Genomic DNA, 14,864 nt, shown 5'->3' with positions numbered 1-14,864 from the left:
GGGAATTCCGCTGAGATCGCGGGAGGACGCACGACCCCCGATCACCGCAGTTCGATCAGTCGATCTGCTCGTAGGCGGGCAGCGTCAGGAAGTCGACGAACTCGTCGGCGACCGCCACCTGCTCGAACAGCTCGACCGCCCGGCCCAGGTTCTCGACCGGGAAGCCCTCCTCGGCACGCAGCTGCTTCTCGGTGTCGGCCAGCGTCTCGCGAACCAGGTCGGCGGTGACCCGCTCGCCGCCGGCCAGCACCACGTCGTTGTGCAGCCACTGCCAGATCTGCGACCGGGAGATCTCCGCGGTCGCGGCGTCCTCCATCAGGTTGTGGATCGCCGCCGCACCGTTGCCGCCCAGCCAGGACACGATGTAGCGGACACCCACGTCGACGGCCGCGCGCAGGCCCTCGATGGTCTTCTCACCCGGGGTCTCGGCCACCGCGAGCAGCTGGTCGGCGGTCACGGAGACCTCGTCGCGGGTGCGGTCGATCTGGTTGGGCTTGTCGCCCAGCACCGCGTCGAACTCCTCGAAGCAGATCGGCACCAGACCGGGGTGGGCGACCCAGGAACCGTCGAAGCCGTCGCCGGCCTCGCGCTTCTTGTCCGCGTGGACCTTGTCCATCGCCGCGGCGTTGGAGTCGTCCTTGGTCGGGATGAACGCGGCCATGCCGCCGATGGCGAACGCACCGCGCTTGTGGCAGGTGCGCACCAGCAGCTCGGTGTAGGCGCGCATGAACGGCGCGGTCATGGTCACGGAGTTGCGGTCCGGCAGGATGTACTTGTCGGAGTCGCGGAAGGTCTTGATGACGCTGAACAGGTAGTCCCAGCGACCGGCGTTCAGGCCCGCGGAGTGGTCGCGCAGCTCGTAGAGGATCTCCTCCATCTCGAACGCGGCCGGGTAGGTCTCGATCAGCACGGTGGCGCGCACCGAGCCGTGCGGAACCCCGAGCTCCTGCTGGGCGTGGGTGAACACGTCGTTCCACAGACGAGCCTCGAGGTGGCTCTCCATCTTCGGCAGGTAGAAGTACGGTCCGCTGCCGCGGCTGATCAGTTCCTTGGCGTTGTGGAAGAAGTGCAGGCCGAAGTCGACCAGGGCGGCCACGGCGGGCTTGCCGTCGACGAGGACGTGCTTCTCGTCGAAGTGCCAGCCGCGCGGGCGCACCAGCGGCACGGCGTGCTTGACGTCGTCGCGCAGCTTGTAGGTCTTCTTGTCGGTGACCAGCTCGATCTGCTTGCGCACCAGGTCGTAGAGGTTGACCTGGCCGGAGACGACGTTGCGCCAGTGCGGGGTGTTGGCGTCCTCGAGGTCGGCCAGCCAGACCTTGGCGCCGGAGTTCAGCGCGTTGATCGCCATCTTGCGGTCGGTCGGGCCGGTGATCTCCACGCGGCGGTCGGCGATGTCGGCCGGCGGCGCGGCCACCTGCCAGTCGCCCTCGCGGATGTGCCGGGTCTCCTCGAGGAAGTCCAGCCGCCCCTTGGCGGCGGCCTCCGCACGGCGCTGCTTGCGGCGCTCGAGCAACTCGTCGCGCCGGGCGCCGAAGGCGCGCTGCAGACCGGCCACGAACTCGAGCGCTTCCTTGGTGAGGATCTCGTCCCCGCGCTCGACGGCGCCGCCGATGACCTGCACTCCTGCTGCCGTTTCGGACATGAGAAGTCCACCCTTTCTGCTGCCGGGTTCCAGACGGTGGCTGATGGCTCACCTTGCCGCGTGGCGGACCTGCGCGCACCCGAGGCTGCGCGACGCCCGTTCCGCTTGCGGTACGCCCGTAATGTTTTTCTGCATCGTGGATGTTAGTTTCCGTATAGCGTTCGAAGCAACATGAGCTGTCACACCCGTCACGGACTAGACTTCGGTCAGTCCGAAGGGCGAAAAGGGAGTTCTGCGATGACCACGGGCCCGCAACGGGCAAGCCAGGGCGGAGGGGTGCAGTCCGTCGAACGCACCTTCGAGCTGCTGGAACTCATGGCCGACGCCGGGGGCGAGGTGGCGCTGTCCGAACTCGCCGAGAAGTCCGGACTACCGCTGCCGACGATCCACCGGATCATGCGCACCCTGGTGAGCAACGGCTACGCCCGCCAACAACCGTCCCGCCGCTACGCGCTCGGCCCCCGGCTGATCCGCCTCGGCGAAACCGCCAGCCGCGCGCTCGGCTCCTGGGCCCGCCCCTACCTGGCGGAGCTCACCGAGGCGACCGGCGAGACCTCCAACATGGCGGTGCTCGACGGCGAGCAGATCGTCTACGTCGCGCAGGTGCCCTCGCAGCACTCGATGCGGATGTTCACCGAGGTGGGCCGCCGGGTCGACGCGCACGCCACGGCGGTCGGCAAGGCCGTCATGGCCACCATGCCGCCGGACACCGTGACCCAACTGCTGTCCCGCACGACCATGCACCCGCAGACGGAGCGCACCATCGTCACCGTCGAGTCGATGCAGGCGGAGCTGGACCGCATCCGCCAGCAGGGCTACGCCCTGGACGACGGCGAGCAGGAGGTCGGCGTCCGCTGCTACGCGGTCGCGGTCCCCGGCGCGCCGGCGGGCGCGGCGATCTCGATCAGCGGCCCGGAAGGCCGGATGCTGCGCATCTCGACGGACGAGGTCGTCCCCCTGATGCAACGCCTGGCCAAGGACCTCTCCGCCGAACTGAGCGCCAACAACACGCCCTGACCTCCGAAAACCCGCCCAGGACCACAGTTTCAATTGAAACTGTAGATCTACGCGTGGAGATTTACAGTTTCAATTGAAACTGCAGACCCCAGCCACGAGGTTTCGCAGTTTCAATTGAAACTGTGGTCCCGTGCCACACGACCGGGGGAATAAGGGGTGGGGGTTCCGTGCTGGAGGGGGCATGAGCGATGCGACGGAGCAGGTGGCGGGTGTCGAGGCCCAGCGGTTGGTGGCGTTCAGCAGTGATCCGCAGGGCGGGAACCCCGCCGGAGTGGTGCTCGACGCGTCGGGGTTGACCGATGCGGAGATGCTGCGGATCGCCGCCGACATCGGGTACTCCGAGACCGCGTTCCTGTTCCCGCGCGGCGAGCGCGCGCACGACGTCCGGTTCTTCAGCCCGAAGGCGGAGGTCGCCTTCTGCGGGCACGCGACGATCGCCACCTCGGTCGCGCTGGCCGAACGCGACGGCACCGGCCCGTTCGACCTGCACACCCGGGCCGGGCTGGTCTCCGTCGACACCCAGGTCGACGACTCCGGCCGGCACACCGCGACGCTCACCAGCGTCCCCACCTCGGTCAGCGACGTCGACCCCGCCGTCCTCGACGAGGCGCTGGCGGCGCTCGGCTGGACCCGCGACGACCTCGACCCGGACCTGCCTCCCAGCGTGGCCTTCGGCGGCAACGACCACCTCGTCCTCGCGGTGTCCACGAGGGCCAAGCTCGCGGCGCTGTCCTACGACTTCGACCGCCTCGGCAAGCTGATGGCCGACCAGGACTGGGCGACGCTGCAGCTGGTCTGGCGCGAGAGCCCCGAGCTCTTCCACGCCCGCGACCCGTTCCCGCCGGGCGGCGTGGTGGAGGACGCGGCGACCGGTGCGGCAGCGGCGGCGTTCGGCGGCTACCTCAAGCACCGCGGCCTGATCACCCCGCCGGCGCGCTTCCGCATCCACCAGGGCTTCGACATGGGCCGCCCCAGCATCCTCGACGTCGAGATCTCCGAGGCCCACGACCAGATCCGGGTCACCGGCACGGCCACCCGGATCAAGCGCTGAGCCGGGATCTGCGGCGGAGCCACCAGACCGTCAGGGCGACCGCTGCGGCGATGCCCACGACCGGGAGGCCGGCCAGGCCCGCGATGGCTTCCACCCGTTCGTAGGCGTCGCCCGACCAGGCTCCGAGGAGGACCAGGGTCGTCGCCCAGGTGATCGCGACCGGGAGGTTGCAGAGGGTGAAGCGGAGGTGGGTCATGCGGGTCCGGGCCGCCAGCCGCGGCACCAGGGTTCGCACCGCCGCGAAGCACTGCGACACCGAAACGGTCACCTCGGCGCGACTGTCCAATGCGGACACCAAGCGCTCGAACCGCTGCTCCCCCAAGCGCTTCACCAACTCGCGCCGCAGCAAGCTGCCGCGCCGACCGCGGTAGAAGCCGTGCTGGCACCCCAAAGCCGTCGCGCTCGCCGCGCAGACAGCAGCCAGCCACACCGGCGCCACGCCTTGCCCGGCCAACCAGCCGAGTACCAGGACGGTGCCCGTGCCCGGCAGGAAAACCCCTATCACCAGGCCGGATTCGGCGAACAGCACCAGCACTCCGGCGATCAGCGCGACCGGACCGGGGATCCCGGACAGGAAATCGGTCACCGGCCGAGCAATTCGGGGATCCGCGCATCCCACGACTCGCCGTGCGGCTCCAGCGCGACCTCGCGGACGTCGTCGGGACGACGGCGGATCCGCAGCATCAGGTGGCTGTCGGCGAGCCGCTCCGCCAGGCCCTCGCCCCACTCCACCACCACGGCGGCTTCGGTGAGGTCGGTGTCCAGGTCCAGGTCGTCGATCTCGTCCAGCCCGCCCAGCCGGTAGGCGTCGACGTGCACCAGCGCCGGGCCGTTGCCGGAATCCGGCCGGTGCACCCGCGCGATCACGAACGTCGGCGAGGTCACCCTGCCGGTGACGCCCATGCCTGCCGCGATCCCCCGCGCGAGCACGGTCTTGCCCGCGCCGAGCGGCCCGTCCAGCAGCACCAGGTCGCCGGCGCGCAGCGCAGCGCCCAGCCGTCGGCCGAACTCGAGGGTGTCGGCCTCCTGCGGCAACTCCGCGATCCGCAGCGCAGAACTCACTTCCCGCTCACCTTCCCCACCGCCCTGCGCAGCAGCGCGGTCAACTGCTCGGTGACCAATTCCGGCCGTTCCAGCATCACCGGGTGGCCCGCTCCTTCGACGCGCACCAGCGTCGCGTCCGGCAGCTCGGCGGCCAGGCTCTCGGCGTGCGGCGAGAACGGCGTGACCCGGTCGGCGTCGCCGCTGAGCACCAGCACCTCGCAGGTCCGGAGCGCGGCGAGCGCGGTCTTGCGGTCGTGCAGGCCGATCGTCTCCAGGAAGTCGGTGACGACCTCGACCGTGGTCGCTCCGATCATCTCCGCCATCAGGTCCACCACCGCGGGCGAGATCTTGCGGTCCCCGAACGACAGCGAGCGGATCAGGCTCCAGGTGATCTTGTCCCCCGCCCGCCGGGTGCGTTCCACCAGGTCGGGCTGGATGCTGGACAGCAGCGCGAGCCCGCGCGGCACCGGGTTGACGCGCGAGAGCCAGGTCCGGGGCAGCCCGGCCGCGCCGACCGAGTCGGCCGCGGTGCCGATCAGCGCCACCGCGCGGACCCGCTCGCGGAACAGCTCCGGGCGCTGCTCGGCCAGCGCCATGATCGTCATGCCGCCCATCGAGTGCCCGACCAGCGCGATCGGTCCCTTCGGCGCCATCGCGCGCAGGACCGCGTCGAGGTCCCGGCCGAGCTGCTCGATCGTGCTGTTTCGCTTGGTGGAGTGCCCGGAGCGGCCGTGGCTGCGCTGGTCGTACTGCACCACCCGGACCCGCGGATCGGTGAGCTCCGGCAGGTCGCGGCGCTGGAAGTGCCAGCAGCGGGAGTCCAGCGCGAACCCGTGCACCAGCACCACGGTCAGGTCCGGCTCGCCACCGTCGGCGGGCTCGATCTCCTGCACCGCCAGCGGAACTCCGTCGTCAGCGGCCACAGTGGACTGCCGGGTCGGGCGGAGCCGGCCCAGCGGCTCGTCGGCGTGCGGGTCCTCCGCGGATTCGCGCTGCCCGGCGACCCGCGTGCTGTGCGCGACGACGCCGACCGCGGCGCCGGTGACCGCGGCACCCAGCACACCGCTCGTCCAGGCCAGCGCCTGCCAGACGGGTTTCACACCGACTCCAGGCTCATCACGTCTCGTCCTCGACGGTTCGCGTCACGCGCGGGCGGTACATGCCGGTGACGATCTCGTAGTGGATGGTGCCGATCTCGTCGGCCCACTCCGCCGCCGTCGGCTCGCCCCGGTCGCCCGGCCCGAACAGCAGCACCTCGTCGCCCTCGTGGACCTCGTCGTCGCCGATGTCGACCACCAGCTGGTCCATGCAGACCCGGCCGCGCACCGGACGCCGCTTCCCCGCCAGCCACACCGACATCCGGCCGGACAGGGTGCGCGGCACGCCGTCGGCGTAGCCCACCGGGACCAGCGCGAGCCCGGTCGGCCGGTCCGCGGTCCAGGTGTGCCCGTAGGAAACGCTCTCACCAGCGGCGATGCGCTTGGTCAGCACCACCGAGGAGCGGAAGGTCATGGCCGGGCGCAGGTCGTGGTCGCCGTCCTGCGGCACCGGGTCCAGCCCGTAGACGGCGATGCCCGGCCGGACCAGCTCGAAGTGCAGGTCGGGGCGGGTGAGCACGGCGGCCGAGTTGGCGATGTGCCGGATCGGGTCCAGCCCCGCCGCGCGCGCCTGCTCGTACGCGCGCTGCAACCGCGCGGCCTGCTCGTCGATGGAGGGGTGGCCGAGCTCGTCGGCGCAGGCCAGGTGCGACCACACCGCGACGACCTCGACGTTCCCGTCGGCCTCGGCCTTCGCGGCGGCTTCCACCAGCGCGGGCCAGAGCTCGCCCGGGCAGCCGCTGCGCGACAACCCGGTGTCGATCTTGAGGTGGACCCGCGCGACGCGGTCCTGCGCCGCGGCCGCCGCCTCGATCTTCTGCAGACCGGTCAGCGACGACGCGGAGAGCTGGACGTCCTCGGCGATCGCGGGCGCGAAGTCCTCGTCCACGGCGTAGAGCCAGCAGAACACCGGAGCGGTGATGCCGGCGGCGCGCAGCTGCAGCGCTTCGCCGACGGAAGCGACTCCGAGCTGATCGGCGCCGGATTCGAGCGCGGCGCGCGCTACGGTCACCGCGCCGTGGCCGTAGCCGTCGGACTTCACGATGGTCATCGTGCGAGCACCCGACTCGCGGGCACGCGCCGAGAGCACCCTCACGTTGTGGCGGATCGCGCCGACGTCGATGCGCAGGTCGGCGCGGTACGCGGGCTGGTCACTCATGGCACGGTCATCGTCGCACACGGCCGGACCGCCAATACCGACAACCGGTGCAGATCAGCCCAGGGCAGCCCGGCGGACCTCGCGGATCGCCATCGGGACCGCCTCCAGCAGCGCAGAGGCCCCGATCGGGGCGCCGACCGCGGCGGGATCGACGGATCCGGCGTGCGCGGCGAGGTCCGCGGCCAGCGAGTGCACGTGGGCGGCGTAACCGCAGGCCAGCCAGGGTTCCACGCCGCTGGCCAGAAGCGCGCCGATCAGGCCGGTCAGGACGTCGCCGGAGCCAGCGGTCGCGGGCCAGGAGTGCTGCGCGTCGTTGACCAGCACCCGGCCGTCCGGGGCCGCGACGATCGTCGTGTTGCCCTTGAGCAGCACCACCGCGTCGAAGCGCGCGGCGACCTCCCGAGCCGCCTCGACCCGGTCCGCGCCCAGCTCGTGCCCGGCCAGCCGCGCGAACTCACCGGCGTGCGGCGTCAGGACCAGCGGGGTGTCCGGGTCGCGGGCGTCCCAGAGCGTCGGGTCGTTGGCGAACAGGGTGATCGAGTCGGCGTCGGCGCACACCGGCCGCCCGGACTCCAGGACGTGCTGCAGGACGTCGCGCCCGCTGGCGCCGAGGCCGATCCCCGGGCCGACGGCCCACGCCTGCACCTTCCCGGCGTCGCGGACCGACCCGGTCGCCACCACCTCCGGCCAGTGCGAGCGCACCACGTCGGCGGCCGGACCGGCGTAGCGGACCATGCCGGCGGTCGCCTGCACCGCAGCCCCGCTGGCCAGCACCGCAGCACCGGGATAGGTCGCCGAACCGGCGGCGACGCCGATCACACCCTGGGTGTACTTGTCGTCGGTCGGCCCCGGAACCGGCCAAGCCGCACCGATCTCGGCGGGCTGCAGCACGTGGAGCTCGGGGTCCGGCAGGTGGTCGTCGAGCCCGATGTCGACGACCTCGAGCTCCCCCGAGCGCACCGCGCCCTCGCCCAGCACGTGGCAGGGCTTGCGGCCGCCGAAGGTCACCGTCAGATCCGCCGACACCGCCGGCCCGTCGACGGCCCCGGTCATCGGGTCGACGCCGCTGGGCAGGGCGACGGCGATCCCCGGCACCACCACCCGGCGCACCAGCTCGGCCGCGGTCGGCCGCAGCGCCCCGCGCGCGGACAGCCCGACGATCCCGTCGACCACCACGTCGGCCCGCTCGACGGCGTCCGCCGCATCGGCGCCGATCCCCGAGGTGTCCGGGCTCGGGCCTTCGGCCGACACCGCCCGGCCTCCAGCGCGCCGCAGCGCGGCGAGCCCGGCGGCGTGCGCCTTCTCCGGCGCGAGCAGCACGGCGGTGACGCCGACTCCGCGGCGACGCAGGAAGGCTCCCGCCCACAGCGCATCGCCGCCGTTGTTCCCGGCCCCGACCAGCAGCGCAACGCGGCGACCGGACACTCCGCCGGTGATGTCGGTGAGCACTCGCGCGGTGTGGACGGCGACCGCGTAGGCGGCGCGGCGCATCACGACCGGCTCCGGCGTCTCGGCGAACAACTGCTGTTCGGCCGCGCGGATCTGGTCCGGGGTCCACACTCCGTGCATCGCGTCCTCCCTCATCACGGCACGACGATTGCGCACAGTCTGCCCCTCGCCCCACCAACGACGAACAACCCCACTCCCCCCGGGCATTTCACCCCCCCGCCCAGGTTCCGCCGCGACCGCTCCAGACCACAGTTTCAATTGAAACTGCGATCCGCCGTGCCTGGGATTTACAGTTTCAATTGAAACTGCACACCCGGGCGTGTCGGGACCCCGGCGTGTCGGGACCTCCAGACCCCGACACGCCGACACCTGTGGACAAGTCGTCCTGCCTGTGGAGAACTCCCGCAAATTCAATGGAAATCGGACCTTCGATTTCCATTGAATTTGCGTCACCGGGTGACGGCGGAAGCGCGAAGGGCACCTCCGAAGGGATCGGAGGTGCCCTTCAGCGGGATGAGATCACTCGACGGTGACGGACTTCGCGAGGTTTCGCGGTTTGTCGACGTCGTAGCCGCGGGCCCGGGCGATCTCCGCCGCCAGGACCTGGAGCGGGATCGTCGAGACCAGCGGCTGCAGCAGGGTCGGGACCGCCGGGATGGTGATCAGCTCGTCGGCGAACGGCCGCACCGTCTCGTCGCCCTCCTCGGCGATCACGATGGTGCGGGCACCGCGGGCCTGGATCTCGCGGATGTTGGACACCATCTTCTGGTGCAGCAGGGACCGGCCGGTCGGCGACGGCATCACCACGACCACCGGCAGGCCCTCCTCGATCAGCGCGATCGGGCCGTGCTTGAGCTCACCCGCCGCGAAGCCCTCGGCGTGCATGTAGGCGAGCTCCTTGAGCTTGAGCGCACCCTCCAGGGCCACCGGGTAGCCGACGTGGCGGCCCAGGAACAGCACCGCCTTCGAGTCGGCCATCTCCTGGCCGAGCTTGCGCACCTGGTCGACGGTGGACAGCGTGCGGCGCACCGCGTCGGGCATCGACGCCAGCTCGGAGTACTCGCGCGCCACCTCGTCGGAGTACTTCGTGCCGCGCGCCTGCGCCAGGGCCAGGCCCACCAGGTAGTTCGCCGCGACCTGCGCGAGGAACGTCTTGGTGGCCGCGACGCCGATCTCCGGACCGGCGTGGGTGTAGAGCACCGCGTCGGACTCGCGCGGGATCTGCGCGCCGTTGGTGTTGCAGATCGCCAGCACGCGCGCCCGCTGGGTGCGGGCGTGGCGCACCGCTTCCAGGGTGTCGGCGGTCTCGCCGGACTGGGAGATCGCCACCACCAGGGTGTCGCGGCCCAGCACCGGGTCGCGGTAGCGGAACTCGCTGGCCAGCTCGACCTCGACCGGCACCCGGCACCAGTGCTCGATGGCGTACTTGGCGAGCAGCCCGGAGTGGTAGGCGGTGCCGCAGGCGACGACGAAGACCTTGTCCACGTCGCGCAGGTCCTGCTCGGTCAGCCGCAGCTCGTCGAGCACGATGCTGCCGTTGGTGAAGTGCCCGCGCAGGGTGTTCTCGAGGGCCTCGGGCTGCTCCTCGATCTCCTTGAGCATGAAGTAGTCGTGGCCGCCCTTCTCGGCGGCCGAGAGGTCCCAGTCCACGCTGAACGGCTTGGTCTCGACCTCGACGTCGTCGAAGTCGGTCACCCGGTAGCCGTCGCGGGTGATGGTGACCACCTGGTCCTGGCCGAGCTCCACCGCGTCGCGGGTGTGCTCGATGAACGCCGCGACGTCCGAGGCCAGGAAGTGCTCGCCCTCGCCGACGCCGACGACCAGCGGCGACGAGCGGCGCGCCGCGACGACCTTGTCCGGCTCAGCGGCGTGCGTCACGACCAGCGTGAACGCGCCCTCCAGGCGGCGCGCGACCGCGCAGACGCTGGCGCTGAGGTCACCGGCGGTCGGACCGCTGGTGTAGGCCGCGGCGACCAGGTGCGCCGCGGTCTCGGTGTCGGTGTCGCTGGCCATCTCGATGCCGGCGGCTTCGAGCTCGCCGCGCAGCGCGGCGAAGTTCTCGATGATGCCGTTGTGCACCACGGCCACCTGTCCGCTGGCGTCGCGGTGCGGGTGGGCGTTGCGGTCGGTCGGCGCGCCGTGCGTCGCCCACCGGGTGTGACCCATGCCGGCGTGCCCGGCGAACCGGCCGCCGTCGACTTCGGCGAGCCGCTTCTCCAGGTTCGACAGCGCGCCGGCAGCGCGCTCCACGGCGAGGCCGCCCGCACCGTCGAGCAGTGCCACGCCCGCCGAGTCGTAGCCCCGGTACTCGAGCCGCCGGAGCCCGTTGAGCACCACGTCAAGCGCCTGGCGATGTCCTACGTAACCAACGATGCCGCACACTCGAGCCAGCGTAGCTACCCCATATGGTCTGAACCTGTCCGAGTCGGTCCTCCGGGGGAACCCCGTGCGTGGCGGCTACCGCGCGCGCACGATCAGGTCCGCTAACGTTGCTGACCATGGCCCGCACTGCCAAGAAGGCCCCGCCCGCGAAGAACGCGTTCGAAGAGCTGTCCCGCCGCGGACCGCACGACGTGCTGCACGGTGATCTGGCCCTCGTCGGCCTGCCGGGCATCGTCTGCACCCCGCGCAGCGGCCTGGGACTGCCCGCGATCGCTTTCGGCCACGGCTGGCTGCAGCCGCCGCGCCGCTACCTGGGCCTGCTCCGGCACCTCGCCTCGTGGGGCTTCGTGGTCGCCGCCCCGGCGACGCAGCGCGGGGTGCTCGCCTCGCACCGGATGTTCGCCACCGACCTGCGCACCGCGCTGGACGTCTGCGTCGGGGTCCGCCTCGGCGAGGGCGAGATCAGCGTCGACGAGAAGAAGCTGGGTGTCGCCGGTCACGCGATGGGCGGCGGGTGCGCGGTCCTGGCCGCCGCCGAGGACGAGCGGATCCGCGCGGTCGCGACGATGGCCGCCGCGGAGACCCACCCATCGGCGTTCGAGGCCGCGGCTCAGGTCAAGGTTCCCGGTCTGCACATCGCAGCAGGCAACGACCTGCTGGCCCCGGCGGTGTCCAACGCCGAGCCGATCTCGCAGGCCTGGGGCGGTCCGGTGCAGCTGCGCGACATCCCCAAGGCCAGCCACCTCGGCTTCACCGAGGGCAGGCACTGGACCCAGCTGGTGCTGCACGGCAAGTCCGAGTACGCGACCCAGCGGTCGACGAAGGCCCTGCTCACGGCCTACTTCCTGAGCACCCTGGCCGGTGACCGCCGCGGCGAGGCCCTGCTGGCCACCGACCTCAAGGGCACCCGGATCGACCAGGACCACACCCGCGGCGAGCTCACCGCTGCCTAACGGGGTCGTGAGCACTTTGGGTTGCCATAGCGCCCCAAAGTACTCACGACGCTGATCAGAGCCCTGCGGCGAACTCCTCCGCAACCATCTTGGCGGCCTTCTCGGCGTCCGCAGCCGGCATCCGGGTGTCCTCCCACGAGTAGCCCTTGTCGTAGCCGTCGTAGCCGACCTGGACGACGGCGGTGCCCTTGCGGAACACCAGCAGGGCCTGCTTCACCTCGGTGCCGGTGGCCAGGAACGCCTCGTCCCACGGGCCTTCCACGTCGGTCACCTTCTCCGCGCGCGCACCGTCGGTGTTCCGGTAGTTCTCGAAGTTCTCCTCGGCCATCGCCAGGTCTTCCGCGGGATCGCTGCTCTCCTCCGCGGACAGGGTGATGTCCAGGTAGCGCTCGTTGTTCCCGTCCTGGCCCTTCGTCGCCCGCCACATGCAGCTGGCGAAGCCGGTGTCACCATCCAAATTGGACTGGTCGACGAGGTTGCTGGTGTGCAGCTGGCGCAAGGTGGCCTCGCTGACCCGATCGCACGGCGCGTCCGCGATCTCGCCCGAGGGCTCCATCCCGGCGGGCTCGTTGATGATGCCGTTGCGCCAGTAGAAGTAGCCGCCCGCGATCCCGCCGACGACCAACAGGAAGATCACGCCGAGCACGATGAGCACGATGCAGCCGGCCCGGCTCTTCTTCTTCGGAACCGGCTGCCACTGCTGGAACTGCGGCTGCTGCTGAGGAAACTGCTGCGGCTGCTGGAACTGGGGCTGCTGCTGGAAGCCCTGCCCCTGCTGGGGGTCCCACTGAGCCGGCTGTTGCGGATGCACCACCAGAGCTTAGACAACCAGCGATTGGCCGATCGATCGCGAGGTGACAGGCCGGGGTGACGTGTACCAGAACGTCGCCCAAAACCCAGTCCCTACGAGCCACAATCACGACCATGACGTCGCCGCAGCCGCCCTACGGGCATCCGCAGCAGCCCGGCCCGCCACCCGGATACCCACAACAGCCCGGCCCTCCGCAGATGCCCTACCAGCAGCAACAATCCTTTCCGCAGCAGGGCTACCAGCAGCCCTACGGGCAGCAGCACCCCGCAGTGGCGCCAAGCGCGCCCAATCGCGGCCTGCTGATCACGACATCGATCGTGAGCATCGCCGTTGCCGTGTTCCTGTGCATCGTCGGTGTGCTGAGGCTGATTTCGCTGTCCAAGTACTGGACCGGCGAGTACAGCTTCGAGCTGTCAATACCCGGGGAAATCCTCTACGGCCTCGGCGTCCTCAGCCTGATGGGCGGTGGTGCACTCCTGGTACTCGGCTCGATCCTGCTGTTCCGAGGAAAGAAGAAAGGTGCACTGCTGACCGTGCTCGGTGGTGCTGCCGCCGTGGTCGCCTTCATCTTCAACTGGACGGGCAGCATCGTCAGCCTCGTGCAGATCTACCCGGAGCAAGTCAGCTTCTACAAGATCGTCGACGGGATCAAAATGATCTTCGTCTTCACCGCGCTTGCCGGGATCGCTCCCCTGGTACTCGGCCTGCTCCCACCGCTCAAACGCAGCTTGCGCTAGCCCCATGAGAAACCGGGGCCGGAACTGGAGGAGTTCCGGCCCCGAATCATCACCTCAGCCAGCTCCGGTTCTCGAAGTCGTCGTCATCGTCGAAAGCCGGTTGGCGACGCGGCGCCGGTTTGGGCGCTGACGGCGGCTTGGTTCCAGAACAGCACCACCGACTGATACCTGGGGTGACACTTGCCGGGAAGCACCCATTCTCCCGGACCGGTGAGCCACAATCAGCGGCTATGACGTCGCCACAGCCGCCCTACGGGCATCCGCAGCAGCCCGGCCCGCCACCCGGGCAGCCCCAGCAACCTGGACCACCGCCCGGCTATCAGCAGCAGCCGTTCTACCAACAACCCGCGCCGCAGCAAGGGTTTCAGCAGCAGGGGCATCCGCAGAACTACCCCGGCCAGCCGTTCCCGCAGCCATCGAAGCGTGCGGCATCACCAGTCTTCGCGATCATCCTCGGCGCGATCGCGATCATCGTCTCGCTGATCATCATCGCCGACTTCGCCACCACGAAGAACGTGATCACGGTGATCATCTGCGTGGCAGGTGGTGTGGCGCTGGCAGCCGGGGGAGTCACCCTCATCCTCCGCCACTGGATCGCACCGTGGCTTTTCGTCGCCGCAACAGCGCTCTTCATCGGGTTCTACATCGAGCGGGTCATCTACAAGATCCAAACCCTGGAGCCGGAATACGGTGAAACCACCGCGAGCGCGTTCTACTCGTGGGCCGCGATCGCGACGCTGATCCCAGTGGCGGTCATGACCGGGTTGGTCTTCCTGCCGTTCATCCGGAAGGCCCTGAAGCCCAAGGCCGCCGCAGCGCCTGCTCAGCCGGTGCAGTTCTACCAGTGAAAACGACTTCGACCAGCCAAGACGACGGCGGGACAGATGATCGTCTGCCCCGCCGTCGCTCGTTTCACCTCAGCCAGCTCTGGTTCTCGAAGTCGTCGTCATCGTCGAAGGACGGCTGACGGCGCGATCGAGGCTCTGGTTTCGGTGCTGGTGGCGGGGTCGGAGCTGCAGCCGGTGGCGGGGTCGGCTGCTGGTTCTGACGACCGAACCGTCCAGCTTGGACGTTCCACCTGCTGTTCTGCTCCGGCGCAGGCTGTGGTGCCGCCGGAGGCTGCACAGCGCGATCGGCGTGCACCGGCTGACCAGATGTCGACTGCGCCGTTGTCGCTGCTGCTTCTTCAGCACGCTTCTGCTGCGTGTACAGCTGTTGCGAGAAGCGCTCGACCTCGGGATCGGCGTCTTCGACCTCCGGTTCCTCACCGACCGAGATCTCCGAGAGCCCGCTCTTCGAGTCAAGGCTGCGCAGGTGCGCGGCGCGCTCCCGAACGCGCTCCACGAGCTTCTGCGCCTTCTCAGAAGCCTCCTTGGCGCCCTTTTCGCCCTCCTTGGCGGATTCTCGCCAGGATTGCTCGATCGCGTCGGCTCGCGTCGCGTGCTGCCTGGTCAGGCCTTCCATCGAGTTCCGGAAAGCCCTGGCGTTGTCACTGAGGGCGGTCACCGACCCACCTCTCCGT

Annotated in this window: 14 protein-coding genes; 5 read left to right on the top strand and 9 right to left on the bottom strand. The window is 70.1% G+C overall.

Annotation, left to right across the window (positions count from 1 at the left end; genetic code table 11):
• Positions 1 to 55 precede the first annotated feature (55 nt).
• Positions 56 to 1,642 (bottom strand): malate synthase A, encoded by a 1,587-nt coding sequence (aceB, locus tag OU415_RS06560; protein WP_270947669.1) that lies wholly within the window; start codon positions 1,640 to 1,642, stop codon positions 56 to 58.
• A gap of 237 nt (positions 1,643 to 1,879) precedes the next feature.
• On the opposite strand from aceB, the gene OU415_RS06555 reads away from it, so the two are divergent.
• Together OU415_RS06555 and OU415_RS06550 are read left to right on the top strand one after the other, a co-directional pair.
• Positions 1,880 to 2,659 carry an IclR family transcriptional regulator gene (locus OU415_RS06555; RefSeq protein ID WP_270947668.1) on the top strand — a complete coding sequence of 260 codons (780 nt, stop codon included), beginning with the start codon at positions 1,880 to 1,882 and terminating at the stop codon, positions 2,657 to 2,659.
• Between the two features lie 181 nt (positions 2,660 to 2,840).
• Positions 2,841 to 3,710 carry a PhzF family phenazine biosynthesis protein gene (locus tag OU415_RS06550; protein WP_270947667.1) on the top strand — a complete coding sequence of 290 codons (870 nt, stop codon included), beginning with the start codon at positions 2,841 to 2,843 and terminating at the stop codon, positions 3,708 to 3,710.
• Here OU415_RS06550 and OU415_RS06545 read toward each other — a convergent pair.
• The 6 genes from OU415_RS06545 to glmS form a co-directional block, all read right to left on the bottom strand.
• Positions 3,700 to 4,296 carry a DedA family protein gene (locus tag OU415_RS06545; protein ID WP_270947666.1) on the bottom strand — a complete coding sequence of 199 codons (597 nt, stop codon included), beginning with the start codon at positions 4,294 to 4,296 and terminating at the stop codon, positions 3,700 to 3,702. The two genes, OU415_RS06550 and OU415_RS06545, sit on opposite strands and share 11 nt — an antisense overlap.
• Positions 4,293 to 4,772, bottom strand: coding sequence for a tRNA (adenosine(37)-N6)-threonylcarbamoyltransferase complex ATPase subunit type 1 TsaE (gene tsaE, locus OU415_RS06540; protein ID WP_270947665.1), 480 nt, complete (start codon positions 4,770 to 4,772; stop codon positions 4,293 to 4,295). Before tsaE ends, OU415_RS06545 begins: the two co-directional genes overlap by 4 nt.
• Complete coding sequence (locus tag OU415_RS06535) at positions 4,769 to 5,854, bottom strand: alpha/beta fold hydrolase (RefSeq protein WP_270947664.1); 1,086 nt, start codon at positions 5,852 to 5,854, stop codon at positions 4,769 to 4,771. The genes tsaE and OU415_RS06535 overlap by 4 nt, the downstream gene beginning before the upstream one ends.
• Positions 5,855 to 5,870: 16 nt before the next feature.
• Positions 5,871 to 7,010, bottom strand: coding sequence for an alanine racemase (gene alr / locus OU415_RS06530; protein ID WP_270947663.1), 1,140 nt, complete (start codon positions 7,008 to 7,010; stop codon positions 5,871 to 5,873).
• Positions 7,011 to 7,064: 54 nt separating this feature from the next.
• Positions 7,065 to 8,579, bottom strand: coding sequence for an NAD(P)H-hydrate dehydratase (locus OU415_RS06525; protein ID WP_270947662.1), 1,515 nt, complete (start codon positions 8,577 to 8,579; stop codon positions 7,065 to 7,067).
• A gap of 399 nt (positions 8,580 to 8,978) precedes the next feature.
• On the bottom strand, positions 8,979 to 10,841 hold the full coding sequence (glmS, locus tag OU415_RS06520) for a glutamine--fructose-6-phosphate transaminase (isomerizing) (RefSeq protein WP_270947661.1): 1,863 nt from the start codon (positions 10,839 to 10,841) through the stop codon (positions 8,979 to 8,981).
• Between the two features lie 116 nt (positions 10,842 to 10,957).
• Here glmS and OU415_RS06515 point away from each other — a divergent pair, with 116 nt between their 5' ends.
• On the top strand, positions 10,958 to 11,794 hold the full coding sequence (locus tag OU415_RS06515) for a dienelactone hydrolase family protein (protein WP_270947660.1): 837 nt from the start codon (positions 10,958 to 10,960) through the stop codon (positions 11,792 to 11,794).
• Positions 11,795 to 11,849: 55 nt separating this feature from the next.
• Here the strand turns inward: OU415_RS06515 and OU415_RS06510 are convergent, their stop codons facing one another.
• A complete protein-coding gene (locus OU415_RS06510; protein ID WP_270947659.1) occupies positions 11,850 to 12,605 on the bottom strand; it encodes a hypothetical protein in 756 nt (251 codons plus the stop codon).
• 113 nt (positions 12,606 to 12,718) lie between these two features.
• On the opposite strand from OU415_RS06510, the gene OU415_RS06505 reads away from it, so the two are divergent.
• Both OU415_RS06505 and OU415_RS06500 read left to right on the top strand, forming a co-directional pair.
• On the top strand, positions 12,719 to 13,342 hold the full coding sequence (locus tag OU415_RS06505) for a hypothetical protein (RefSeq protein WP_270947658.1): 624 nt from the start codon (positions 12,719 to 12,721) through the stop codon (positions 13,340 to 13,342).
• Between the two features lie 230 nt (positions 13,343 to 13,572).
• Entirely contained in the window at positions 13,573 to 14,190 is a 618-nt protein-coding gene (locus OU415_RS06500) for a hypothetical protein (RefSeq protein WP_270947657.1), read from the top strand.
• Between the two features lie 64 nt (positions 14,191 to 14,254).
• Here the strand turns inward: OU415_RS06500 and OU415_RS06495 are convergent, their stop codons facing one another.
• Positions 14,255 to 14,848: a hypothetical protein gene (locus OU415_RS06495; RefSeq protein WP_270947656.1), complete on the bottom strand. Its 594-nt coding sequence runs from the start codon at positions 14,846 to 14,848 to the stop codon at positions 14,255 to 14,257.
• Positions 14,849 to 14,864 lie beyond the last annotated feature (16 nt).

This window comes from Saccharopolyspora oryzae, from assembly GCF_027853915.1.
Lineage (GTDB): Bacteria > Actinomycetota > Actinomycetes > Mycobacteriales > Pseudonocardiaceae > Saccharopolyspora > Saccharopolyspora oryzae.
This window is presented reverse-complemented; position numbering and strand designations above follow the sequence as displayed.

Excerpts from the sequence above, each read along its gene's own strand:
- OU415_RS06525 (WP_270947662.1), bottom strand. The coding sequence starts at position 8,579 with ATGCACGGAGTGTGGACCCCGGACCAGATCCGCGCGGCCGAACAGCAG.
- OU415_RS06555 (WP_270947668.1), top strand. The coding sequence starts at position 1,880 with ATGACCACGGGCCCGCAACGGGCAAGCCAGGGCGGAGGGGTGCAGTCC.
- alr (WP_270947663.1), bottom strand. The coding sequence starts at position 7,010 with ATGAGTGACCAGCCCGCGTACCGCGCCGACCTGCGCATCGACGTCGGC.
- OU415_RS06500 (WP_270947657.1), top strand. The coding sequence starts at position 13,573 with ATGACGTCGCCACAGCCGCCCTACGGGCATCCGCAGCAGCCCGGCCCG.
- OU415_RS06550 (WP_270947667.1), top strand. The coding sequence starts at position 2,841 with ATGAGCGATGCGACGGAGCAGGTGGCGGGTGTCGAGGCCCAGCGGTTG.
- aceB (WP_270947669.1), bottom strand. The coding sequence starts at position 1,642 with ATGTCCGAAACGGCAGCAGGAGTGCAGGTCATCGGCGGCGCCGTCGAG.
- OU415_RS06515 (WP_270947660.1), top strand. The coding sequence starts at position 10,958 with ATGGCCCGCACTGCCAAGAAGGCCCCGCCCGCGAAGAACGCGTTCGAA.
- OU415_RS06505 (WP_270947658.1), top strand. The coding sequence starts at position 12,719 with ATGACGTCGCCGCAGCCGCCCTACGGGCATCCGCAGCAGCCCGGCCCG.